The organism is Shewanella sp. H8 (assembly GCF_040285065.1).
Lineage (GTDB): Bacteria > Pseudomonadota > Gammaproteobacteria > Enterobacterales > Shewanellaceae > Shewanella > Shewanella polaris.
In genome coordinates this window covers 2154318-2179157 of sequence record NZ_CP157213.1, presented here as the reverse complement: position 1 = coordinate 2179157, position 24840 = coordinate 2154318, and the positions used below count along the sequence as shown (strand labels likewise).

The 24840-nt window shown below is 40.0% G+C and carries 16 protein-coding genes, 2 tRNA genes and 1 pseudogene; 17 read left to right on the top strand and 2 right to left on the bottom strand.

What is annotated here, in order from left to right; translation table 11 throughout:
• Positions 1 to 113: 113 nt before the first annotated feature.
• The 4 genes from ABIS04_RS09420 (at position 114) to ABIS04_RS09405 (ending at position 2114) form a co-directional block, all read left to right on the top strand.
• A tRNA-Val gene (locus ABIS04_RS09420) sits at positions 114 to 190 on the top strand.
• A gap of 37 nt (positions 191 to 227) precedes the next feature.
• Positions 228 to 304 (top strand) — tRNA-Val (locus tag ABIS04_RS09415).
• Between the two features lie 325 nt (positions 305 to 629).
• Entirely contained in the window at positions 630 to 1376 is a 747-nt protein-coding gene (locus ABIS04_RS09410) for a phosphatase (protein ID WP_350433311.1), read from the top strand.
• Positions 1377 to 1904: 528 nt separating this feature from the next.
• A complete protein-coding gene (locus ABIS04_RS09405; protein ID WP_350433310.1) occupies positions 1905 to 2114 on the top strand; it encodes a molybdopterin-binding protein in 210 nt (69 codons plus the stop codon).
• A 644-nt stretch (positions 2115 to 2758) separates the two neighbouring features.
• Here the strand turns inward: ABIS04_RS09405 and ABIS04_RS09400 are convergent.
• The gene (locus ABIS04_RS09400; RefSeq protein ID WP_350433309.1) at positions 2759 to 4498 is read right to left on the bottom strand and encodes a DUF885 domain-containing protein; all 1740 of its coding nucleotides are present in this window, start codon (positions 4496 to 4498) and stop codon (positions 2759 to 2761) included.
• A 755-nt stretch (positions 4499 to 5253) separates the two neighbouring features.
• Here ABIS04_RS09400 and ABIS04_RS09395 point away from each other — a divergent pair.
• From ABIS04_RS09395 to ABIS04_RS09385, 3 genes are read left to right on the top strand one after another with little or no spacing between them, the layout of a single operon-like run.
• Complete coding sequence (locus ABIS04_RS09395; RefSeq protein ID WP_350433308.1) at positions 5254 to 6531, top strand: TolC family protein; 1278 nt, start codon at positions 5254 to 5256, stop codon at positions 6529 to 6531.
• Positions 6532 to 6576: 45 nt separating this feature from the next.
• The gene (locus tag ABIS04_RS09390; RefSeq protein WP_350433307.1) at positions 6577 to 7584 is read left to right on the top strand and encodes an efflux RND transporter periplasmic adaptor subunit; all 1008 of its coding nucleotides are present in this window, start codon (positions 6577 to 6579) and stop codon (positions 7582 to 7584) included.
• 11 nt (positions 7585 to 7595) lie between these two features.
• On the top strand, positions 7596 to 10730 hold the full coding sequence (locus tag ABIS04_RS09385; protein ID WP_350433306.1) for a CusA/CzcA family heavy metal efflux RND transporter: 3135 nt from the start codon (positions 7596 to 7598) through the stop codon (positions 10728 to 10730).
• 154 nt (positions 10731 to 10884) lie between these two features.
• Here ABIS04_RS09385 and ABIS04_RS09380 read toward each other — a convergent pair whose 3' ends face one another.
• Positions 10885 to 12681 (bottom strand): acyl-CoA dehydrogenase C-terminal domain-containing protein, encoded by a 1797-nt coding sequence (locus ABIS04_RS09380; protein ID WP_350433305.1) that lies wholly within the window; start codon positions 12679 to 12681, stop codon positions 10885 to 10887.
• A gap of 707 nt (positions 12682 to 13388) precedes the next feature.
• Between ABIS04_RS09380 and ABIS04_RS09375 the strand changes: the two genes are divergently transcribed.
• The 10 genes and pseudogenes from ABIS04_RS09375 to ABIS04_RS09330 all read left to right on the top strand — a co-directional run bounded on the left by ABIS04_RS09375 (position 13389) and on the right by ABIS04_RS09330 (position 24349).
• Complete coding sequence (locus tag ABIS04_RS09375; RefSeq protein WP_350433304.1) at positions 13389 to 14081, top strand: crotonase/enoyl-CoA hydratase family protein; 693 nt, start codon at positions 13389 to 13391, stop codon at positions 14079 to 14081.
• Positions 14082 to 14091: 10 nt separating this feature from the next.
• On the top strand, positions 14092 to 14946 hold the full coding sequence (locus ABIS04_RS09370; RefSeq protein ID WP_350433303.1) for a crotonase/enoyl-CoA hydratase family protein: 855 nt from the start codon (positions 14092 to 14094) through the stop codon (positions 14944 to 14946).
• 171 nt (positions 14947 to 15117) lie between these two features.
• A complete protein-coding gene (locus tag ABIS04_RS09365) occupies positions 15118 to 15903 on the top strand; it encodes an alpha/beta hydrolase (protein ID WP_350433302.1) in 786 nt (261 codons plus the stop codon).
• A gap of 58 nt (positions 15904 to 15961) precedes the next feature.
• Positions 15962 to 17062, top strand: a pseudogene (locus ABIS04_RS09360) (sorbosone dehydrogenase family protein).
• A gap of 563 nt (positions 17063 to 17625) precedes the next feature.
• The gene (locus ABIS04_RS09355; RefSeq protein ID WP_350433301.1) at positions 17626 to 19323 is read left to right on the top strand and encodes an AAA family ATPase; all 1698 of its coding nucleotides are present in this window, start codon (positions 17626 to 17628) and stop codon (positions 19321 to 19323) included.
• Positions 19320 to 20693: a UvrD-helicase domain-containing protein gene (locus ABIS04_RS09350; protein WP_350433300.1), complete on the top strand. Its 1374-nt coding sequence runs from the start codon at positions 19320 to 19322 to the stop codon at positions 20691 to 20693. Before ABIS04_RS09355 ends, ABIS04_RS09350 begins: the two co-directional genes overlap by 4 nt.
• Before the next feature lie 393 nt (positions 20694 to 21086).
• Complete coding sequence (locus ABIS04_RS09345) at positions 21087 to 21407, top strand: hypothetical protein (RefSeq protein ID WP_350433299.1); 321 nt, start codon at positions 21087 to 21089, stop codon at positions 21405 to 21407.
• Between the two features lie 13 nt (positions 21408 to 21420).
• Positions 21421 to 21954: an ABC-three component system protein gene (locus tag ABIS04_RS09340; RefSeq protein WP_350433298.1), complete on the top strand. Its 534-nt coding sequence runs from the start codon at positions 21421 to 21423 to the stop codon at positions 21952 to 21954.
• A complete protein-coding gene (locus ABIS04_RS09335; RefSeq protein ID WP_350433297.1) occupies positions 21948 to 22463 on the top strand; it encodes an ABC-three component system middle component 5 in 516 nt (171 codons plus the stop codon). Before ABIS04_RS09340 ends, ABIS04_RS09335 begins: the two co-directional genes overlap by 7 nt.
• Entirely contained in the window at positions 22460 to 24349 is a 1890-nt protein-coding gene (locus ABIS04_RS09330; RefSeq protein WP_350433296.1) for an AAA family ATPase, read from the top strand. The genes ABIS04_RS09335 and ABIS04_RS09330 overlap by 4 nt, the downstream gene beginning before the upstream one ends.
• The last annotated feature ends 491 nt before the right edge of the window (positions 24350 to 24840 follow it).

Sequence of the window (24840 nt, the reverse complement as noted above, 5' to 3'; positions counted from 1 at the left end):
AGCAAATCACCATTTAGCGATAAAATTGTTTTTTTTGCTTGCATACAATAGCCTATCCCCCTTAATATGGCGTCCGCTTTGAAGCAAAATGATTTAGTTTTGATTTAAACGATACACCCGTAGCTCAGTTGGTTAGAGCACTACCTTGACATGGTAGGGGTCGGTGGTTCGAATCCACTCGGGTGTACCACTCTTTTACAGAGTATAAAAAGTAAATATCACACAATACAACCGTAGCTCAGTTGGTTAGAGCACTACCTTGACATGGTAGGGGTCGGTGGTTCGAATCCACTCGGTTGTACCAACTCTCTGAAACATGAGAATAACACCAGCGAAAGCTGGTTTTTTTGTGCTTTAATTTAATTAATCATATTTTACTTTAATCTTCTCTCCTCTAATCTTTGTTTGATTTTGAACACTGACAGCCCTTCTACAGCAGAATCATAAATTAGTCCTTTTAACTGATACTGTTCATAAACGTGTTTCAATTTAAAAAATTTAGAATAACAAGCTAGATAACAAATTAACACCATCAGGTTTATGACAATAACCCCGATAGATCATAGAGAAAGCTCAATTAAAGGAGTACTCTTGCAGTCTGTTTTTTGATCCGAACAACGAGACTTATCATGAAATTCCTTGTTGATACTCACGCTCATACCATCGCTTCTACTCATGCTTATAGTACCGTGCATGATTACTTTTCAGTGGCAAAAGAAAAAGGTATCAAGCTATTTGCCATTACCGACCATGGCCCTGATATGGCAGATGCTCCGCACTTTTGGCACTTTGTTAATATGCGAGTGCTACCCAGAATAGTTAATGGTGTTGGCATGCTTCGCGGTATTGAAGCCAATATTAAGAATGAACAGGGTGACATTGATTTTTTTGGTGATTATCTGCAACAACTTGATATTGTGTTGGCAGGTTTTCATGAACCGGTATTTCCGCCATCAACGAAAGAAATACATACTCAAGCATTAATCAACTGTATAGAAAGTGGTCATGTCGATATAATTACACATCCAGGTAATCCCGCTTATCCTATAGACATTAACAGCGTCGCTAAAGCGGCTGCAAAACATAATGTGGCGTTGGAGATAAACAATTCGTCTTTTTTAACCTCTCGAAAAGGCAGTTTAAATAACTGCACTGACATTGCCAATGCGGTAAAAAAAGCGGGAGGATTACTCGTTATGGGCTCTGACTCTCATGTCGCTTTTAGTTTAGGTGAATTTGAAAAATCCATTGAGGTTATAGAAACAGTCGAGTTTCCAATTGAACGTTTACTTAACCGAAGCCCTGAAGCTTTATTAAGCTTTCTGTCCACTAGAGGTCATAGTCTGTCAGATGAATACTCCATTTTGATGGAATAAATAACCTTGCTATTTATAAGTTATTGCATTCCCTGTAGGGAGTACCAGCGATAAACACAAAAGAAAAATCCCATTCAAACATCTAATTTAAATGGGATTTTTTATATATCATTAATAATTTTTAGCTATTATTTAGCCATGCTTTGTCATTTGACTGATTAAGCCATTAAGTTAAGTGAGCTCAAATCCTGGTTTAACAAAACATTATTCATCGCTAAACGGTCAAACTTTTTCATAGGGGAATTTCTATTTCAGCTCTAATCTCTAGCAGCTTTGTTACATAGTAGAAGTCACTGCCGGCCTGGCTAGGTATATTATTAATAAAGCCACTTTATTATGAAAATTTTGTAATCATCAAGTTTTGGCTGTATAAAAATAAAGCTTATCTACAGGCTTATAATATAAAAAATGTGATCTGTTCTAGTAATTTAGTATCGGATGCAATATTTTATGGATAAATAAGACTAGAATAATTTGACTATTATTGTAGCTGATTAAATGATTCATCAACCTAAAATGGAGAAACACATGAAAATAAGTGCAAGAAATCAATTGAAAGGCACGGTTAAAGCAATCCAAACTGGTGCAGTTAACTCTGAAGTGACTATCGAATTATCTGGTGGTGAAAACATTGCTTCGATTATCACTAATGAAGCAGTAAAATCACTAGATTTGAAAGTTGGCTCAACTGCATACGCAATTGTTAAAGCATCAAGCGTTATGCTTGCTGTAGATTAATTAATACCTAGCCATTACGGAACTAGTGTATTGATTTTTTGGACACTATTTGAATGAGTCCTTATGTTTTGTTGTGATGTGTGCAACTAAACATCAGGGCTTTTTTATTGAATAGCTTTTATCAAATACAGCGATATTTTGTTAATCCCCCTGTCCCCCCCCTAAATCAGTAACTTTTATTAATTACTATCACCCAGTAAGTTAGCGTTTGTTTATTATCAATTACACTTTTATGTCAATTTCATATCTCTGGCTTAGTGGAAAAAATTGCTCATACAATGATGATGTTTATGCTTGTATCAATAAAATAATTTTCCCATGTGTACGGTTTAACTCACACAGTCACACTTTCTCAGATTTTGATGATAATATTTTCAAATCTAAATTATCTTGAAAGTTCTTAGCGAAAGTATAGGGGGCATTAACAAGGTACACTTACCTTTTGAATGCTAACTTAACCTTCAACTCTATTGTTTTTCGATATGTCATGCTCTGCGGCGTTAATATTTTATTTCAATGGAATCAATAACCAGTTTAAGCAGCAAACTAATACTTTACTTATGATGAAAACAGCAATGCCGTACAAAGTAAAAATCCCACTTAAATATCTAATTTAAATGGGATTCAAGATAACGAGTAACAGATTACTTTTCAGTTAAAAAGTGTTCTTTAACCGCTTCTGCCATTAAATTTGGTGGGATTAAACCTTGTTTTAATACAAAGTTATTAAAGGCTAAACGGTCGAATTTATCTCCCAGAGCCAGTTCCACACCGGCTCTTATTTCTAATAGCCTTGATAAACCGTAGAAATAACTTCCTGCCTGACCGGGCATGCGCATCGTGTATCGGTCAACTTCTTGTTTTACAGCCGCTTTTGAAAAAACCACATCATTACTGAGTAGGTTATAAGCTTGCTCTTTTGTAGTTAAGCCCAAATTCAACATAGGGTCTAGCATTGCACGAGCATTACGTAATAGGCGATGTTGCAGTGCAATCAATTGGCCTTCAATCGGTAAATACGGCAGCATTTCAGCTTCTGCATACAGTGCCCAACCTTCAACGTTAACGCTGTTAAACGCATAATACACTCGGGCTAATGACACGCCTTGCTCTAGCATTACGGCAAATTGTAATTCATGTCCAGGCCGGCCTTCGTGAGCACTTAATGTATAAGCTACAGCATCAAAGTTAAAGTCGTCATAAGCTGCATCGCCGCTTAAGGCGGGGTTGCCAGTGGTCAACACAAATTGACCTTGCTCGCCTGTGTTACCAATAAAAGGCGGTGGCTGCATATGAGGGGCTGGGCTTCCCGCAGCTTCAGCATCGGTTGCAAGGCGCATAATCATATTTCGTTTAGGTAAATCGACGATATGTTGTGCAGTAATGATACTTTCAAGTTTGGTATTAATGTTGCGATAGTAATTTTCAATTTGATCGTTAGATAAAGAATCTTTTTTAAGTGTTTTGATCACATCTCGATAATCACTTGATGGCATATCAAATTTTGCGGCCACTAACGGAGCAAGAGCCTGCATGTTAGCTTTGGTGATCATGTAGCTTGCTTTAGCACGTTCAATTAATAAGTTCGGGTCAATATCAATTCCTGCGCTTTTAAGCTTTAACGCATAAATTTCAGATGGTAGCTTGTAGTCAGTACGAGCATGAGGAATAACCGTTTTTTCAGCCCATTGACGGTAATCGGTAATTTGTTGTTGCAATAGCGCAAGGTTATCGCTTGCTTTGCTAAATTCATTTTTATCAAATAGCTGTTGTAAACCTTGCAGTAAGGTATCCGTTCTGGCTAATGCTTGTTCTACTTCTTCTTTGGTAGGACCGAGTAATGATTTATTGCTTAACGCAGTTTCAAACAAGGTTTTAGCTTGTTCTGTTAACGCGACTTGGCCATTTTTACCCACATAACAAGCCAAACGCGTCATCGCTGCCTGTTTACGGCTGTCAGCCATTTGCTCATCTAATAAAGCCGATACCCCTCTAAAGATAATCAACGGGACATCAACCCAAGGTAGCATGTATTTGTCGTCTAACTGATCTGCCAAAATGGTTTGGTCAATATTATCGATAATGATGTTAAGGTCTTGGCGCACTGGTAAAAGTGTTTCTGTTTCAAGCGCTTTCAATAATGTTTGCTTACTGCTATTAAGCGTTTGAATATATTTGTCTTGTTGTGCTTTGGTAATACTGCTACATAAGTTATCGGCTTCTGTTATGCCAATTGAACTGGCTATTTCAGGCTGAAACTGGCTTGTTATCTGAATTTGTTTATTGGTGTATTGATTACTCACGTCAACCCAAGAATTGGCCGCCGCTGTAATAGGCATTAACATCAACAGTGGGATTAACGTGGTGAGTTTGTTACCCGACATAGAAGAAGTCCTTTTGATTTGGCCTTTATTTAGCACATTATCTGGCACTTTAATTTAGTCTAATACTATAACTGAAATTTAACCTGAATAGATAAACAGTCAGTTAACTAATCTGTAACGAATAATTATCTACACATCTGCTTGATAATATGATCTTTATTGAAAATTGAATTGTAAATCTGATTACAGAATCGAGCTTATTGATGCTACAATTTGCCAAACGCATTGGCGTAAAATAATCACATCATTAATACACGTTAAATAACAAAAAAACAGAGTCAGGTTGAATACATTCATAACGGCATATAAAGCAATCAACAAATCTCAATTGCTCTGCGCAATTTGGGGTATGTTTTTCTTTATTCAGCTCGTCTCGGTGCCCTTTTCTGTTTGTGCTGACCGTAATAGTGTTGAATATTATAATGACTACACCACGAGTGAGTTTGTATCTATAACCGACTCTGACACAACAATTAATGGATGTTACAACCTCAATCTCATTGAATCAGAACACGACACATGTATTGAGCAGTGTGAGCATTGCAGTTGTTGCCAATATTTTCCGCCTTGGCTTGATATCCAGTCCCACGCTACTCAGCTCAGTTTGATTGTGGGTCATAGTGTTAATCTCATTGATTCTAAAGTTACTATTGTTGCCAATAGCATCTACCGCCCGCCGATTGCATAACCTTTAACTCACTATCGACCGTAAAAACGGCCACACCTATTTAGTTGATTAAAGGGTTTAACTACTCATGTTTATTCATTACCTCTCGCTACGTAAAGTATTTTTACGTAGCTGTGCAGTGACGTTATCATTTTTACTGATAACCAACGCAAACGCACAAACAGACACGCAATTTTTGTCCTTAGACACAGCCGCAAAGATGACCTTGCAACGTCATCCACAGTTACACGTGTTCAAATGGCGCCAACAGGCATTAGACGGCCAACGTTTAACCGCCGATCAAGCCGCAGCTTATGAATTAGCCGTTGAGGCAGAAAATATCTTGGGCACCGGTGATTACTCAGGGTTAAGCGCCATTGAAATGACATTAGCACTGTCGTCTTTAATTGAGCTTGGTGATAAACGAGCGGCACGCACCAATGTTGTTGATACCAGTTACACCTATGTAGAAGCACAAAGAAAAGCGGTGTCATTGGATTTATTGGGTGAAATGACTCGGGTTTTCATTACCACATTAGCGTTACAACAAAAGCATCAACTGGCACAAGATGCTACCGATTTAGCCCACACCACTTATCAGCAAATCCAAAAGCGGGTCAATCTAGGCGCTGCAGCAAAGGTTGATGTCTTGCGGGGCAAGGCGAACATGTTGAGTGCCCAACTTGTTACCGATGAGCTATCTGCACGACTTAATAGCCAAAAAATGTTGTTAGCAAGTTATATGGGCCAGCAACAGCCAACCTTTGAACAAGTCAGCGGTAATTTATTTGCATTTAACTCAGTTGAATCTTTTGACACATTGTATCAGCGAGTTGAAGCATCACCTGCTATTGAGATGTATGCCACCCAAGAGCGCATTCGTGAAGCTGAATGGCAATTAGCTAAAAGCCAGTCCACTGCCGATATTCGTTGGCAAGTGGGGGTAAAGCATACCCAGTCGAACGGTGATAATGCCTTAATGGTGGGGTTTTCAATGCCATTATTTGCTGACGAACGAAACCGTGGCAACGTGCAAACTGCAATTGCGGCAAAAAATGAAGTGAGTGTTGAAAAAGCCGCCTCGCTTGTCGCGTTACGCACGCGATTATTTCAGGCTTATAGCAGTCGAGATCAGCAAGTCAACGCAGTAGAAAGCCTTCAACAAAACATCATTCCGTTGCTTACAGAATCATTAACCTACATCCAGCAAAGCTATCAAAAAGGCCGTTACGACTATGCGGACTTGGTATTGGCACAACAAGAACTACTTGATTCGCGTTTATCACTGATTGATGCGGCAACCTCAGTGCTATTAAACCAAGCCATGATTGAGCAATTAACCGCGCAATCATTAGCAACGCATTAATCCGTTTGATGCTTACGTTTTTAAGATAATGGAACAAATTAGATTATGAAAAATATCACATTACTACTTTGCCTAATATTGGCATTTCCTTACGCAGCTTGGGGCTCCGACGAACATGGGCATGATGAACATGGGCATGATGAACATGGGCATGATGAACATGGGCATGATGAACATGAGCATGATGTTCATGAAAAACAACAAAGCAAAGATGAGCATGGCCATGATGAACATGACGATGAAGGTGTTAGACATGTCGAGATTGATGCGGATATCGCCCAACGTATTGGTATTAACACCGCTGAGGTGACATCTGGGACGATTGAAAAAACCATTCGTGCGTTTGCTAAGGTTAACCTTGCTCCAAATAATAGCGCCAACATCAGTGCACGATTCTCTGGCGTAATCAAAGAGTTGTATGTCACGCTTGGTGATACTGTCACTAAGGGGTTCAATGTCGCCAAAGTGGAGTCTAATGACAGCTTACAGTCTTATACCATCAAAGCGCCAATCGATGGTGTGATACAAGCGCAATACGTCAATATCGGTGAAAATACTAGCGATAAAACGTTAATGTTAATCGTCAATCGGGATGTGCTTTGGGCTGAATTAAACATCTTCCCAATGAATCGCAACAAAGTAAAAGTCGGTCAATGGGTCACTTTACATGGCAATAATCAATCTTATAGAGGCAAAATAAGTCATTTATTACCCTCGACGGATGCACACGCAGTCACTCACGCTAGAGTTAAAATTAACAATCAACAAGGTCAGTTTATGCCGGGTGACATGCTGTCGGCCAATATTGCCGTAGATGAAATACAAGTGCCGTTGATGGTTGTAAAGGAGGCGATTCAGGACATAGACAATCAGCAAGTGGTATTTATCAAACAAGGTGAACGCTACGAGTTAAGGCCTATTACATTGGGTCACAGTGACGACAGATACACTCAAGTGATCTCTGGATTGGCATTAGGTGAGCAATATGTCGCTGAAAATAGCTATCTTATCAAAGCAGATATCGAAAAGTCAGCAGCTGCGCACCACCACTAAGGAGAAACACCATGTTTGAAAAAATTGTTCGTTTCTCTGTAGAACGACGTTTGTTAATGCTGTCGATGATTTTAGTGTTAATCGGTGTGGGTTTGTGGAGTTATCAGCGCTTACCTATTGATGCTGTGCCCGACATCACCAATGTTCAAGTACAAATCAATACTGAAGCGCCCGGCTTTTCGCCATTAGAAATTGAGCAGCGGATCACCTTCCCGGTTGAGTCTGCGCTCTATGGCGTACCGCACTTAAGTTATAGCCGTTCGATTTCTCGTTACGGATTATCTCAAGTCACCGTGGTGTTTGAAGATGGTACTGACATTTATTTCGCACGTAATTTGATTAATGAACGCTTGAGCTCTGTGAAAGGTCAGCTCCCTTTGGGGATAGAACCCATAATGGGACCTATCGCGACAGGGTTAAGCGAAATATTTATGTACACGATTGATGCTTTACCGGGAGCTACTCAACAAGATGGTTCTGCTTGGGATGCCATTGCCCTTCGTGAAGTACAAGAATGGATTATTAAACCACAATTAGCTCAAGTTCCTGGCATTGTGGAAGTGAATACCTTTGGCGGTTTCAACAAGCAATATCATGTATTACCCGACCCAAGACTGTTATTGCAACATGACGTGTCTATGGAAGGTGTGGCTGAAGCATTACGCGCTAATAATAGTAATCGCGGTGCTGGATATATCGAAAAAAATGGACAACAACTGTTAGTTCGCTCGCCTGGCCAATTGAGTTCAATTGAAGAAATTGAGCAAATTGTCGTGGGCTTGCAAGGAACAGAGCCGGTATTAATTAGTGATGTTGCCGAAGTAGCTATAGGTAAAGAGCTGCGTACCGGTGCTGCGACTCGAAACGGTCAAGAAACCGTGCTTGGCATGGCGATGATGCTCATTGGTGAAAACTCGCGGACAGTGTCGCAAGCTGCAGCGGCAAAACTAGAAGCGATTAAGCCATCACTACCCGAGGGGGTAACGGTCGATGTGGTTTATAACCGAACCACACTCGTCGACAAAACCATTGATACGGTAAAAACCAACCTGTTAGAAGGTGCACTGTTAGTCATTATTGTGCTGTTTCTATTAGTCGGTAATATTCGCGCCGCGTTGATTACCGCGGCTGTTATCCCGTTATCGATGCTTGCTACCATAGCTGGCATGGTGCAAACCGGTGTTTCGGCTAATTTAATGAGCCTAGGCGCACTGGACTTTGGCCTCATTGTCGATGGCGCGGTGATTATTGTCGACAACTGTGTGCGACGTTTATCGCTGGCTCAACAACAAAATGGCGCACTTTTAGTCCTTAAAGAGCGATTGAGATTAGTGGTCGATGCCACGCTTGAAGTCATTCGACCAAGTTTATTTGGCGTGGCTATCATCACTGTGGTTTACATCCCTATTTTCAGTCTGTCGGGTGTTGAGGGTAAAATGTTCCACCCAATGGCCATCACGGTCATAATGGCATTATTAGCTGCAATGGTGATTTCAATTACTATCGTACCTGCCGCGGTTGCGTTGTTTTTACGCGGTAAAATCAGTGAAAAAGAAAGTCCGCTGATTAACGGCGCCAAAGCGATTTATCGGCCATTATTGGAGTGGGTGCTTAATTGGCGCTGGCTTGTTGTGTCATGCACCACGGTGTTATTTGCCATTTCATTTTGGCTGCTCACTCAAATGGGATCGGAGTTTGTTCCAGAGCTTGATGAAGGTGACATTACTTTGCATGCTATGCGTATTCCAGGCACTGGGCTTGAACAAGCGATAATCATGCAAGCGCAAATTGAACAACGCTTACAGCAATTTCCGGAAGTGGCTAAAACCTTTGCCAAGATTGGCACACCAGATGTTGCAACCGATCCTATGCCGCCCAATATAGCCGACAGTTTTGTTATTTTAGCGCCGCGTGAACAATGGCCCGATCCCAGCAAGCCTAAAAACGACTTAATTGAAGAGTTAGAAGCGGCATTACGTGAATTACCAGGTAATAACTACGAGTTTGCCCAACCGATTCAAATGCGATTTAACGAATTAATTTCAGGCGTTAGAGCTGATTTAGGTATCAAAGTCTTTGGTGATGACCTTGACCAGTTATTGCAAACTGCCAATGACATTAATCAAGTGGTGTCGAGTATTGATGGCGCTACCGACATCAGTATTGAACAGGTAACGGGTTTACCGATGTTATCGATTGTGCCAAAACGGATGGCATTATCGCGCTACGGCCTTAACATCACGGCTTTGCAAGATTTAGTGGCGACCAGTATTGGTGGTGAAACGGTAGGACAGATCTACCAGGGCGACCGACATTTTGAGCTGGTCGTTCGGTTACCCGAAGCCATTCGTGTTGATATCGACAACCTGCAATATCTGCCAGTACCATTACCCAATGGCGGTTATGTGCCATTAAATGAAGTGGCAACAATAGAAACCAAACCCTCTCCGGCTCAAATTAGTCGAGAAAATGGTAAACGCAGTATTGTGCTTACCGTTAATGTGCGTGATCGCGACCTTGGCAGTTTTGTCGCAGAAGTTAAACAACGTATTAGCACAGACGTGAATGTACCGAGTGGATATTGGCTTGATTTTGGTGGCACCTTTGAACAACTAGAATCTGCCAGTAAAACATTGACCGTCGTGATCCCGGTGACCTTGTTGGTAATATTTGGCTTACTGATGATGGCGTTAAATTCGTTTAAAGATTCGCTTATCATTTTTACCGGCGTGCCACTGGCGCTTACTGGCGGTGTGTTGTCATTGTGGTTACGAGACATGCCACTGTCTTTATCCGCTGGGGTCGGTTTTATTGCTCTTTCTGGTGTTGCGGTGTTAAACGGCTTAGTGCTGGTGACGTTTATTCGTCAACTATGGAGTGAGACCGGTGACTTACGCAGTGCCATTATTGATGGCGCTCAAATTAGGTTACGTCCAGTATTAATGACGGCATTAGTTGCTAGTTTAGGTTTTGTGCCTATGGCACTGAATATCGGAACTGGTGCAGAGGTTCAACGACCTTTAGCAACTGTGGTAATTGGTGGGATAATTTCATCAACACTACTCACCTTACTGGTGTTGCCGGTGTTGTATATGTGGATCCATCGACGAGATCCTAAACCGAGTAAAGAGGTAACAAGTGACTAACTATCTACTTTCTATTAAATACTTACAGCTAACGGCTAACGGCTAACGGCTAACGGATTTAGCCTGATAAATAGAAAAACCGCAACATTATCGTTGCGGTTTTTTATTATGCAAATTTAACGGTCTATAGAAGCGTCTTCAACTTTATTTTAGCTTAAAAAGCAAAGTCTTCGCTGTCTAGCGACATCATAGAATCAACACCGTTGGCAATACATGCTGCATGACCTTTTGCTCTAGGTAGCATGCGTTGCATATAAAATTGCGCGGTTTTGATTTTAGCTTCATAGAATGCTGTTTCTGTGGTGCCTTCAGCCAACTTATCTTGTGCTACTTTAGCCATTTTAGCCCAGAAGAATGCCAGCGTTACATAACCTGCAAACATCAAGTAATCAACAGAAGCACCGCCGATTTCATCAGGATTCTTCATCGCTTTACCACCAATTAATACGGTAATTTCATGCCACTCTTTTGCATAAGCCATAATGGGTTTAATAAACTCTGCCATTGCAGGGTTTTCCATGTTTTGTTGACAGAATACAGTCACATCTTTAGAGAAAGGCTTTAACACTTCGCCTTGAGTACCAATAATTTTACGCGCCAATAAATCTAATGCCTGAATACCGGTAGTGCCTTCATATAAGCAACTAATTTTGGTATCGCGCATTAACTGTTCCATGCCCCACTCTTTGATAAATCCGTGTCCACCAAAAATTTGAACACCGTGACTAGTACATTCAAAACCAAGTTCAGTCAGAAATGCTTTAGAAATTGGCGTTAATAGAGCAAGCTTTGTTTCGGCATCGGCTTTAATTGCTGCATCTTTTTCAGCATGACCGATATCAACCAGTTGGGCTAAATATGAAATTAACGCTCGTCCACCTTCTGCGATTGACTTTTGGGTTAATAGCATTCTACGCACATCTGGATGCACAATAATTGGATCGGCTGGACCATTAGGGTTTTTAACACCACTGATTGAACGCATTTGTAAGCGGTCTTTGGCGTATGCTAATGCACCTTGAAATGAAGCTTCAGCAGCTGCAACACCTTCGCTGGCAACACCAATTCGGGCTGCATTCATAAAGGTAAACATACATTTAAGGCCGCGATTAGGTTCACCAATCAAATGCCCTGTTGCGCCATCGAAATTAATGACACAAGTGGCATTACCATTAATGCCCATTTTATGTTCAATAGATCCACAACTTACGCCGTTTCGGTCTGAAATTGAGCCATCATCATTAACGTTAAACTTAGGCACGATAAATAATGAAATGCCCTTATTACCCTCTGGGGCACCAGGAATACGCGCAATAACAATATGAACGATGTTATCTGACAAATCATGCTCACCAGCCGAAATAAAGATTTTAGTGCCGGTTAATGAATAACTGCCATCGTCTTTAAGTTCAGCTTTAGTACGTAACATGCCTAAATCGGTTCCACAATGTGGTTCAGTTAAGCACATTGTTCCGGTCCACTTACCTTCAACAAGCTTTGGCATGAACTGCTGTTTTTGAGCATCTGTACCATGCGCTTCAATTGTCGCTAATGCGCCGTGGCTTAAGCCTGGGTACATAGCAAAACTATGGTTAGCACTAGAAAACATCTCTGCGATGCTAATGTTGAGAGAATGTGGTAAACCTTGCCCGCCAAACTCTTCAGACTGAGATAACGTAGGCCAACCACCTTCAACATATTGGGCATAGGCTTCTTTAAATCCGTCTGGCGTAGTCACTACACCGTCATTCCAAGTACAACCTTGTTGATCACCGATTTGATTTAAAGGAGCAACAACCTCTTCTGTCAATTTAGCGGCTTCACCGATAATCGCGTCAACCATATCAAGGCTTGCGTCTTGGTAACCCAAATGTTGATAGTGAGTTTCGCAATCTAGTAGCTCTTGCATAACAAATTTAATATCACGTATAGGGGTTTTATATTCCGGCATTGTTGCTCTCCAAAAAATTTATCTAAGAATAAGGGTTAAGAGTCTTTTTGTTATATTTGTTCAAACGCATAATTTCATTTAACTGTCATGCTAAGGCAGTGGCCAGTATTATCCAAATGCATAATAATTATGGGACCGCATTCATTTTATTAATACAGCAAGCCTATCCATACACATGTTTGAATCATACACTTGTTTGAATGATCTTTTATAAAGCATAATTGGGCCTATGTCGATGCTTATATATAACATTAGCCACAGCTAAAATAATAAGAATTACGTAATATTGCTTCTTATAGCGAACCTTAATGATACAAAACAATATTTTTACTTCGATTATTCTTTATATGAATAGTTACTTATTAAAACAATTGATTTGTTTGATTTTAAAACACCACCTAGCATGATTTGGCGGTTAATCGTTCACTATAAGTGGTAAAGACTTATTTTTAGATAACAAAAAAGAACGCTATGCGACATACATTTCTCAGTAAATCAATATATTAACAAGGCAGTTCAATAAGGATTAGTCCGGTTCAGATAGAGATACGATTGAAACTGCTGGCATACACAGTCCATTCAAGTTTAAGGTGGTCGTTATGTTTCATCTGAAGAAGCCACCCTGTGTGAATTAGTTAACTCGAGTAGAAAATGGTACAGAACAACGCTTAATTAGCACTGTTTAATAGAATAATAAAAGGCAAACAATGGAACTTATCACCGTAACAATCGAAAACAATGTGCACGTTATTACCTTGAATAATGGCAAAGTTAACGCAATATCGCCGGAAGTCATCTGCCAAATTAACAGTGCATTAGACCACGCAGAACTACAAAATGCGGTGGTAATATTAACTGGCCAGCCAGGCATTCTATCTGGCGGCTACGATCTAAAAACCATGAAACAAAGCGCTGAAGCCGCAATTGCATTGGTTACTGCAGGCTCAACGTTAGCCCGCAGAATGCTGGCGTTCCCTACCCCCATTATCGGTGCTTGTTCAGGCCATGCCATCGCCAAAGGTGCATTTTTGCTACTCAGCTGTGATTATCGTATTGGCAGCACGGGGCCATTTAAGATTGGTCTTAACGAAGTTGCAATAGGCATGACAATGCATCAGGCTGGCATTGAAATTGCGCGAAATCGTATTCCACAAAATTATCTGTCCCGCGCTGTCATCAATGCAGAGTTATTTGCGCCAGAACAAGCTGTATTGGCTGGTTTTCTTGATCAAGTGGTTGCGCCCGAACAACTCATGGATACCGCCCATGCTGTTGCCAAACACATGCAAACATTAAATATGCCGGCGCATTTAGGAACCAAATTAAAAGAACGTCAGGCCATTCTCGCCTCTTTGGATGCAGCAATAGAACAAGATAAGCTTATTACATTGAATTTATAAGGATATAAATATGATATCGCAAAAGACCTACCAAACGCTCACAGTCGACATTAACGATAAAGTCGCTCACATCATTCTTAATAGGCCCGATGAATTGAATTCAATGAATGTCGATTTTTGGCATGAGTTTCCAAGTGTTATCCACGATATTAATAATCAATCTGCTGCTCGAGCCATTGTTATTTCATCTACAGGTAAGCACTTTTGTGCCGGTATGGATTTGGCAGTATTCAGCGCCAATAATGCTAACGACAATATCGAGTTAGGCCGAAAACACGATCAACTACGTCGTTTAGTGCTCAAACTACAAGAGTGTTTTACGGTACTAGAAACCGCTCGTATGCCGGTATTAATGGCTATTCAAGGTGGTTGTATTGGTGGTGCAGTTGATATGGTCACCGCGGCAGACTGCCGTTATTGCACCAGTGATGCGTTTTTTAGTATTGAAGAAACCAAACTTGGTATGACCGCAGATGTGGGTACATTACAACGTTTACCTAAATTGATCTCTATGGGCTTGGCAAAAGAGTTAGCTTATACAGGCCGCAGAATGCCAGCAGCAGAAGCTAAACAAGCAGGGTTAGTCAATCACGTATATGACGATCAAGCGTCTATGATCACAGGTGTGTTAGCCATTGCAGCCGAAATTGCCTCGCGTTCACCTTTGGCGGTTACTGGCTGTAAAGAAATGCTCAACTATGCTCGCGATCACAGTGTGGAAGATAGCTTAAAATATATGTCTGTTTGGCAAAGTGGCATGTTCCAACCGCAAAACGATATGATGGAAATATTTACCGCTAAAGCACAAAAACGTGCTCCTGAATTTGAAGAGTTAACGCCAATAGATCCTTCAAAAATATTCTAAACAGTTGGGGATTTAAGGTTATTTATGACTATTCACTTTTACTATTATTGGTTTAATAAAATAAGTCTAGTTGAATGAGTTTAGTTTAATTTTGCTCTGTAAATGTGATTTGATTGAATTTATTTCAGTCAAACTATAAAGCAAATAACCTTAAAACCCTTTAGAGACATTATGACAAAACCACTTATAAACTTAGTACACGCTAATGGTTTCCCTGCCGGAAGCTACAAAACATTCTTAGCTGAATTTGAACACGACTACCGCACTATTGCCCATGATCAATTTGGCCACAACGTAATGTATCCAATACACAGTAATTGGCAATATTTAGTAACAGAACTTGTTGAATTTATTAAAAAGCAAGATGAAAAAGTGATTTGTATTGGTCATTCATTTGGTGGGGTTATTTCCTTTATTGCTGCTTGCCAACATCCAGAACTATTTCGCGGCTTAATCATGTTAGATCCGCCTGTTGTTACTGGCGCCTTCTCACATCTACTCAGTTTTATTAAGCGTACGCCGTATATTGATAAACTGTCTCCAGCAGGTAAAGCAAAAACACGTCAAAATCAGTGGCCAGAAAATGCCAACTTGGTTGATTATTTTTCACAGAAGACATTATTTAAAAATTTCGATCCCCGTTGCTTACAAGACTACGCCACATCAGGCTCTGTCATTCGTAATAAACGGTTAGAATTAACTTTTTCACCCGCCGTTGAAGCTGATATTTTTAGGCATTTACCGACCAATCTTGTTAAGTACAAAAACAAGTTAACCGTGCCTGCTAAACTGATTTATGGTGAGAAAACCAATATCTTCCCGATTAAACATTTTGTGCGTTTCGCCAAACTCAACAACATTGAGTTAATGACAATGCCTCAAGGCGGCCACATGTTCCCATTAGAACAGCCGGAAAACACCGCTGCCATGGTCAAAGAGATTATTAAGGATTGGTAACAAGCGAGAATCAGTGTTGATTAAATAGCAGTAAGGAAAAAGGAATAAGGAGTGAGCTATGATAAAGCCAACGACATTATTAACCGCCCTAACCTGTGGCTTGGGGTTAAGTTTTTCAGTTCTCGCTTTACCGTTAGATAAAATACAACTCCCACAAGGGTTTAGTATTGATATTTACGCTGACAATATCGAAAACGCACGCCAAATGGCGCTGGGCGATAAAGGCACAGTATTTGTTGGCAGTCGCAAGGCTGGTAATGTTTATGCACTCATTGACAGTGATAATGATTTTAAAGCCGATAAACAAATCGTTATCGCTACAGATTTGTTTATGCCATCGGGTTTAGCTTTTCATAATGGTAGTTTGTATGTAGCAGAGGTCGATAAAATTTGGCGTTACCCTAATATTGAAAACAGCTTACCGAACATTCCAACACCTGAATTGGTTTACGATAAGCTGCCCAATAAAGCCCATCATGGTTGGAAATTCATCGCCTTTGGGCCAGATGGACATTAGTATATTCCCATAGGCGCACCTTGTAATGTTTGTGAAAGTGAGCTGCCTTTCGCATCCATTTTAAAACTCAATGTCGACACCAAACAAACCACTATTGTCGCTAAAGGTGTGCGTAATAGCGTCGGGTTTGATTTTCACCCCGTTACCGGCGACTTATGGTTTACCGACAACGGCCGCGACATGATGGGCGACGATTTACCCGATGATGAGCTTAATCATGTCACTCAAGCCGGGCAACACTTTGGTTTTCCTTATGTGCACAACACTGACATTAACGATCCCGATTTTTCCAACCCGACAACCGCCAAACTTACCACTCCTCCGGCATTAGCTTTAGGCGCTCATGTTGCGGCATTAGGCATGGAGTTTTATCAAGGATCTCAATTCCCTACTGGATATCATCATTCAATATTCATTGCTCAACACGGTTCTTGGAACCGCACTAACAAAGTCGGCTACCGCATCATGCAAGTGGTCGTTGAAGGAAATAAGGTGATCGACTATCAACCCTTCGCAATCGGCTGGCTTGAAGGCGAACAAAGCTGGGGTCGCCCAGTGGATGTGATGACCCTATCAGACGGCTCTATTTTAGTATCAGATGACTTTGCCAATGCAGTGTATCGGATTAGTTATACCAAGTAATAAAAGCACGTTCTGGCTTACTTTTAGATGATAGTAAAGTGACTAATTGTCGTCCCGGCAGTACTGTTGAGTTGGGATCCAAGTGTTTGTTGTGGTTATGTACTTTTGTACCTATCGCCTATGGTCACTAACGTCGTGGCGCTTCGCCCACACCAGACCAAGAGGAAACCAACGGCTGTTCCCTCTTGGAACTCCCAGCCGCCACATCAAAATTATCTGAAAAGCAATAATTTCGCGACGTGGTCAGATCCAGCTTTTAACTTCGTTTTGGTGTTCTTCGGCCTTACTCGAAAATGCTAACACTTCAGATGGGGCATCCCTTCCCCTCTAAAGCTAGCTAGCCATGGATGGCAAGCTCACGTATTCATTTGTAAAAAGTCTTCAACGGCCTCAAGTTCAGAGTTGAATTTACTATTTAAAGCTAATACCAGCTCGTAACTGGACATTTTCGAGTTACGTGCGGTCACATCTAGGCACTAACAAGTAGTAGGAACTATACAATAACCACATGACCTGTAGTACATTATTGGCATATGCACTAGTATGCTTTTAGGGGAATTCTTATGTACATCAGAAAGGTAACGATTAACAACTACCGCTGTTTCCGCTCTTTCGAAGCCCAGCTTCAACAGCTGACCGTTGTTATTGGTGAAAACGATACTGGTAAGACGAACTTTTTCACCGCACTTTCGTTACCGTTAAGTGGCAACCAAATAGACTTCAACCAGAAACGTTTGAGTGTTTCTGACATCAACAAAGATGCCGTTATTGATTTTCTGACGTCTGTTGTCAATGAAGACACTGAAGAAAATCAGCTTAATAAGATCCCTAAAGTGTCAGTAACCGTAGAGTTCGCTGATCCTAAAGATGCTTATGAAACAGCTCTATTAGCTAAGTGGATTGTTGCTGATGGTGATGAAGAAACTTACAAAATCAGATACGACTTTAAGCCTAAAGACGACAATGACTTGCTTGAGGTAGTGAAGAAATCACTCGCTGGTAAAACGTTAGATGATATTAACTGGTTTACTCTCCCCGTAGAGCTTTACGACTACCAAATCGTATCTGTAAACAACGAAAAAATTATCGCATACAGTGACTTAAAACACGTCAGTGTTCATAGTATCAATGCCGAGCGAGATGACTTTTCAGAAAGCAGTTCAATGAAGTCCAATAGCATTTTCACCAAGCTGCTTATGAACACACTCAACGATGATGACAAAGGTCAGATCAACACAGCCTACTCTGAGTTCTTTAGTGCTATTGAAAAGACTGAAACATTCGATAAAGTCATTGGAACTAATGAAGATTTTGAGAACTACGACAGTATTATCAAACAGCTTGAGTGCACTCCTAACCTGCCTAACTTGAAGAACATCTTATCGAACATCACTTTGAAATATGGTAATGAATTTCTGTACCAAAAAGGCTTGGGACAACGAAATCTTATCTACATACTTATCTTGTTTGCTTACTACAAGTCATGTGGTGATACATTCAACTTGTGTTGTATAGAAGAACCCGAAGCACACTTAAGCGTTAACAACCTTCGTTTAGTAAGAGACTTTATCGAGAAAAGCTCAAGCAACAGTGGTTCGCTTGTACAAACTATCATTTCTACCCATAACCCGTCGATCATCAACAAGCTGAAGATCTCTAATGTGTTGGCGTTTACTGGCGAGAAAGCAATTAGTCTGTCCGATACTCCAACTAAGCTAGTAAACTACCTAAGAAAGAGACCTAATTTCGACATACTAAAGCTGCTGTTCGCAAATAAAGTCATTCTCGTAGAGGGGCCGACTGAAGAAATGCTGATCAGTACTTATTTGTCTAAACAACCAGCCCTCAACGACATTTATATTATTCCGATTGGTCAACGTGGTTACGCCACTTTCTTAGATATATGGCTCACCTTGAACAAAGATAACCAGCACAAGAAAATTGGTGTTATCCGTGATTATGACAATTCAGATGCAGCTAAAGCCAGACACGATGCTTATGACGCAGCGCACGATAATGTCACTGTAAGAACAACAAAGCACTACACACTTGAAATTGATTTAGTAGAAGCAGAAGACAACCTAGCCTTGCTCAATGGTTTATTCGAAATGGATGGCGACCTAAAAGAAGTGTCCGATCACATGATTAATGGTAAAACAGCAAGAATGCTGGATGTCTGTGATGCGATGGTTGATGAAGAGAACCCTCTGGATATCAAATTACCATCTCATATCGCAGAGGTTGTTGAGGCTCTGTCATGATTGAAGTCCAAATTGCTGGAGCTGGTGCGGGGAAAACTTATGGCTTAGCTGAATCGTTGATAGATCATATCAAAGCTTGCACTAGTCACAAAAAGACATTCGCACTGACATACACAAACTCAGCAACAGCGAAGATAGAGCAAGAGATAATCAAACAACATGGCTTTATTCCGTCGAATCTCTGTATACAGACAGTCCACAGCTTTTTGTTGAACGAAATCATCTACCCGTTTTCGTTATTTACTCTCGGTGATGTCTATAACGACACATCAATTATGATGTTACCTCCTCCTAAGTACAAAAATAGCCTTTTTGCACGACTTAGAAAGATAAATGTCATTCATACAGATAATGTATACAACATAGCTAAACAGATTGTTGATGAAACAGTCAGCAAGCACAACAACAAAGCTAAGAAAGCAAGAGTCCGCAGGCTATTAGCTATTCTAGAGAGTTGCTTTGACAAGATATTCATCGACGAAGTCCAAGACTTAGATGGCGATGCTCTCCGCTTTTTCGAGGTACTAGGCAGCAACGATATTGACGTATACATGATTGGAGATCCAAAACAAGCAATCAAGTATCCCCAAGCACTTGATACTTTCATTAAAAAAGTAACTCCAAAAGAATACGTAAATATCTTACCAATCAACAATCAAACCAGACGAGTACCCACAGAGATCTTAGCTGTATCAAACAGCTTCTGTTATGAAGACCAGCAACAAGAATCACTATCAGAAGTAGTCGGTGAACTCATGTATATAGAATCGGTGGACGGACGATATGACGAGCTCCTAACGAATTACATAGATGCAAAACAACTTGTTTGTATCGACAAAAAGAATGATCGTTATGCAACTTCGTCTAAATACAAACACACATTCCCACGAGAGATCGAGGAAATGATTCGTGAGTCTAACCACAAGAAAGACAAAACTTTGTTTGTTAAAGCCGCTTTTTCTGACTTTATGGACGATGCAATCAATGAAGATAATAAGCGAGCCATAAGCAAACTCATTGCTCGGCATTCATTGACTCTTAATAAACAGCACTTCGCCCAATTACATGATCTGTGCAATTCATGCACAAAAAATGACGTTCAATTCAAAGTCCAAAGTATCGACTCGATCAAGGGATTGGATGCCGATACATGTGTAATCATACTCAGCTCTAACACCCTGAAATACTTAACCCAAAATGGTATTGGCAAAGCGAATCGTTTTAATAAAGAGTGGAAACGAGTCTATGTAGCTCTTACTCGAGCCAAGAAGAGGTTGGTCTTAGCATTAGATCACGATTTACTCGCTAAAGAAGACATGGTGGCAGTTAGGGATTTGATAGGTGAATTGGGGTTTGTTAATCATAACTAGTATACATCTGTCCACAAACACCGATGGAGTCCAATAGAAGTCAGACTCAAAAAAAATGTGTGAGATTTAGTCGGCTCTAGAGCCTGTAAATAATTCTCTTTGACGCTGGTTGTAACTCGTTTTGGGGCATAAATGAGTTAGCCTAGCTAACCAATTTCTGGACATTTGTGAGTTACAAATATTGTTCAATGCTGAGCTTTCTGATAATTTGAAAGCTATTGCTAATCTGAACAACTACAAATCAAAGTTCAATTTAAATTACCTCTAAAATTTAGAGCACCGTTTTAAAATAAAATATAATAATATCTAGATGTTATATGTAACATACAGTAAATATAAGCGCAGGTAGGCAATATTATTGTTCCTCGCTTGCCTCTATGGAGAGAAGCTATTTTGGACAATTTCTGGGTAAAAGTTATCAAAACTACTGGATCTGTAGGGGTGATAGCTTTGCTATTTACTTTACTTATGGAATACGTGTTTAGTGAAAGTATTATTGCATTGCTAGGTTCTGAGAAAGTTTTCTACATCATAGTAGCGTTACTGGCCATTTTCACTTTATGTATTCTAATTGCTTTACTCAAATCCCGCCATCATGACGATAACAAAGCCAAAGACAACCACTCTCAGCCAACCGAACATAATAAAGAAAAGAAAGATATTTCAGTGACATATACTGGGAAATCCACGCACAACGGCAATAACCACTTTTAAGATGAAATCTCAAATGACTATCAATTATACCGACGAGTCAGCTCACCATGGTGACAATGTTTTTACTTCATTAAGTTCACTTGAACAAGCTGTCGAACAAATTAAACGCATCCTAGGAAGCGATAACAGTGCAATTGAGATTATTGAAAATCTAGCAGACTACATCACTGATCATCCTAATAGAGAAATCATTGGCTTAGAGAACAAACTAATAAATGGTGATCGTCAAGACCTTTCTGATAGAGCGCTATTACTTAAAAACCGTTTTGAAAGAAAACTGGCAAAGAATCAGATGGCATTAGTTGAACAACATATCTATGTTCAAATTCTATCAACAATTAGCTCTATTTGGCATTCAAAGATAAAGCCTTTAATTGATGTTGGCGCATCAAAAAACACAGTAGATAAGGCGATATTTGATGATCTGATAGAGCCAGTCCACAAAGCCGTTGTTCGTTATGACACTCTCGCAACCTCTGAGTTAGTCAGTGGAATGCTCTATTTTCTTACAGGGAAATGCCACTTAGTGTGGGAGAAATCATGCTAATTTACCACCCCGCACAAGATATCAACCACTGTGTATATCGCTTGCTTTCTATTATGGCCAATACTGAACATCAGGAAATCAAACTTGATACTTATCGTCTGATTGATTTTTATACTCTGTTTCCGTATTTAGTCTCACTTATCAAACCACTTCCTAAACCATTGAATAAACATAAAAGTAAGTTTCTTAATATATCTGAACCATTCGAGGCACTAAAAAATACTCGAAGAATTCTATTCGAACTCGAAAACTTACAAACAATTGCTATTCAGAACCTATTGGCTAAAAACATTTTGGACAAAGAGTGTTTTGAAAAAGGATTTATCAAACGAACAGATTTGCAACTACCGCAACCACTTGCAGATGAGCTTAACAACTCAAACTTAGCTCAAGAGGAATGGTTTATAGCTCTAATTGAGGCTTTACCTAACGTCAAGTTTGAAGGAAAGACTGGGCTTAAAGCTAGAACTGGCTTGATGGAATATCGTTATGATCTGGAGGCACAATGAGTCGTGCTAAGTTATTTATAAATCACTTTTCCGTATATGCATTAAGTAAGTATGTTTATGATCAGGAATTCCACTCTGGGGTAAACATAATCAGGGGTGAGAACGGTACCGGTAAGTCAACAATCATGGACTTAATCTGTTACGTTCTGGGAGCTGAAATTACAGATTGGACTCAAGAGCAGCTCAAGTGTGACTATGTGATTGCTGAACTAAGCATTAATGAGCATATTGTAACTTTGAAAAGAAATATTACATCAACTGGCCAAGAGCGAATACTTTTCTTTGATGGTGATATAGATAGAGCCCGATCAAGTGACGAGGGTTGGACTAAATTTCCAATGCGCCGTAATCAAGATACTCATAGCTTTTCACAACATCTATTTGAACTATTAAACTTACCTCGTCATCAGACTGATGATAGTAAAAACCTTACAATGCATCAGATACTTAGGTTGATGTATGTTGATCAGCTATCAGCTACAAACAAGCTGCTTAAAGAAGAAGTGAGGTATGACAACGTAACGACTCGACGTGCAATCGGTGAGTACTTGCTAGGCATAGATACACTTGAAGCATACAACTTAAGACAAGATTTGATCGAGTCTAATAAAACTTTTGAGAAATTGAATGCAGAACTAAATGCGATTTATCGTATGTTCGGACATGATGAGACCCTCATAAACCTTAAGAGTCTGAATTCAGAGATTAGTAAAGTAAATTCCGATATCGAAGAATTAGAAAAAAAACGCATAGAAGTCAAAAGTACTGCTATGGAGCAAATTTCAGAAGATGTGGCTAAGCGAGTAAAATCGCTAGTCAAAGAAATCAGTGCCCTAGCAAACACATTATCTACTTTAAAGGCTAGTCGTGATACAGTTTCAGCAGAACTTCGTGAAACTTCAGCATTTTTACAGTCTCTTGAGTACAGAAAGAACTCTCTAGCACAATCTCAAGTAACGTATAGTAACCTTGGGGCTATTTCTTTTAAATATTGTCCATCATGCCTTGAGAAATTAGACGCTAGTGAAGCCAATTCATGTTGCCTTTGTAAATCCCCTAAAAACGACAATGATAAAGACTTTGCTTATTCTCAATTATTTAACGAATTGAACTTCCAGATCAAAGAAAGTCAAAAACTAATGGAAAGCTTTCAAACTGACATAGCACTAATTGAATCAAAAATTCCGCTAATTAATCAAAAAATGTCACATTCCAAAGCAGAGCTAAATACAATCTATGTATCCAATGATGATAAGGATGCTATTTTGCAAGACCTGTCTACAGAAATTGGGTTCTGTCAGAGCCAAGTTCTCACCTTAGAAGATAAAAAAGAACAGGTATCAAAGGTTGAACTATTACAGGCAAAAAAAGCAAAAGCACAAGAACAAATTATTAATATTCAAGAGAGATTAGAAAGAGTATCGATTCTTCAAGAAAATAGATATGTGTCCGTATATAGTTCGATTGAATCAAAGGCTAAAGGGCTTCTAATGTTAGATGGTGGATATGAGACTGCTTTTGAGGAACCTGAAGATGTAACTTTTGATTTCGCCAAGGATAAAATGTTCGTTAATGGTAGAAGTAAATTTTCTGCGAGCTCAATGGTTGTCATGAAAAACAGTATTCGTTTTTCGATATTTGCTCACGCCTCTGACGACACATACGCTCGATTGCCCAATCTAATCCTTATGGATAACGTTGAGGATAAGGGGATGCGAGAAGAGCGCAGTCAAAACTTTCAACGAAACATGGTAGATGTGTGCGGAACGATACAGAATGATTTTCAATTGATATATACAACGTCAATGATTGCTGAAGAGTTAGAAGGAACAACTATGTGCGTCGGGCCATTTTATTCAAAAGGCAGCCATACATTAGAATTTTAAGTGACTAGCAATTACATACATCTTTAAAAGAAGTCGACAAAACGGATAATCATACATTTGAAACATTTGCGCCAATCGAGGATAGATGAGACATATTTTTGCATGGCGCTAACTCGTAATGGGGCACAAACTAGTTAGTTGTCTTGATTTAAAATGTTCAAATTCAACTCTGGACTTGAGGCCGTTGAAGAAAATGACGTGAGCTGGCCATGGACGGCCAGTTAGCTTTTGAGGGGAAGGGACGCCCCATCTGAAGCGGTAGCATTTTCATTCTTTACTATAAAGAATGGGCCGAAGCAGGCTACAAACGAGGTCAAAAGCTCGATAATTTTCCGTCGCAATTTTTTCGCTGCTGTTGTTTGGTTAAAAAGCGAAAATGTTGCCGGAACGCTGAGGGTTTGCAAAGGGGTACAAGCGCTCTACCCCTTTGCTCTGGTGTGGGCGAAGCGCCACGACGTTAGTGGCCGCAGGCCATAACCTAAACACATGTT

What these genes read in the sequence shown, in the direction of transcription:
- ABIS04_RS09410 (WP_350433311.1), top strand. Translation starts at nt 630, where the DNA reads ATGAAATTCCTTGTTGATACTCACGCTCATACCATCGCTTCTACTCAT.
- ABIS04_RS09405 (WP_350433310.1), top strand. Translation starts at nt 1,905, where the DNA reads ATGAAAATAAGTGCAAGAAATCAATTGAAAGGCACGGTTAAAGCAATC.
- ABIS04_RS09400 (WP_350433309.1), bottom strand. Translation starts at nt 4,498, where the DNA reads ATGTCGGGTAACAAACTCACCACGTTAATCCCACTGTTGATGTTAATG.
- ABIS04_RS09395 (WP_350433308.1), top strand. Translation starts at nt 5,254, where the DNA reads ATGTTTATTCATTACCTCTCGCTACGTAAAGTATTTTTACGTAGCTGT.
- ABIS04_RS09390 (WP_350433307.1), top strand. Translation starts at nt 6,577, where the DNA reads ATGAAAAATATCACATTACTACTTTGCCTAATATTGGCATTTCCTTAC.
- ABIS04_RS09385 (WP_350433306.1), top strand. Translation starts at nt 7,596, where the DNA reads ATGTTTGAAAAAATTGTTCGTTTCTCTGTAGAACGACGTTTGTTAATG.
- ABIS04_RS09380 (WP_350433305.1), bottom strand. Translation starts at nt 12,681, where the DNA reads ATGCCGGAATATAAAACCCCTATACGTGATATTAAATTTGTTATGCAA.
- ABIS04_RS09375 (WP_350433304.1), top strand. Translation starts at nt 13,389, where the DNA reads ATGGAACTTATCACCGTAACAATCGAAAACAATGTGCACGTTATTACC.
- ABIS04_RS09370 (WP_350433303.1), top strand. Translation starts at nt 14,092, where the DNA reads ATGATATCGCAAAAGACCTACCAAACGCTCACAGTCGACATTAACGAT.
- ABIS04_RS09365 (WP_350433302.1), top strand. Translation starts at nt 15,118, where the DNA reads ATGACAAAACCACTTATAAACTTAGTACACGCTAATGGTTTCCCTGCC.
- ABIS04_RS09355 (WP_350433301.1), top strand. Translation starts at nt 17,626, where the DNA reads ATGTACATCAGAAAGGTAACGATTAACAACTACCGCTGTTTCCGCTCT.
- ABIS04_RS09350 (WP_350433300.1), top strand. Translation starts at nt 19,320, where the DNA reads ATGATTGAAGTCCAAATTGCTGGAGCTGGTGCGGGGAAAACTTATGGC.
- ABIS04_RS09340 (WP_350433298.1), top strand. Translation starts at nt 21,421, where the DNA reads ATGACTATCAATTATACCGACGAGTCAGCTCACCATGGTGACAATGTT.
- ABIS04_RS09335 (WP_350433297.1), top strand. Translation starts at nt 21,948, where the DNA reads ATGCTAATTTACCACCCCGCACAAGATATCAACCACTGTGTATATCGC.
- ABIS04_RS09330 (WP_350433296.1), top strand. Translation starts at nt 22,460, where the DNA reads ATGAGTCGTGCTAAGTTATTTATAAATCACTTTTCCGTATATGCATTA.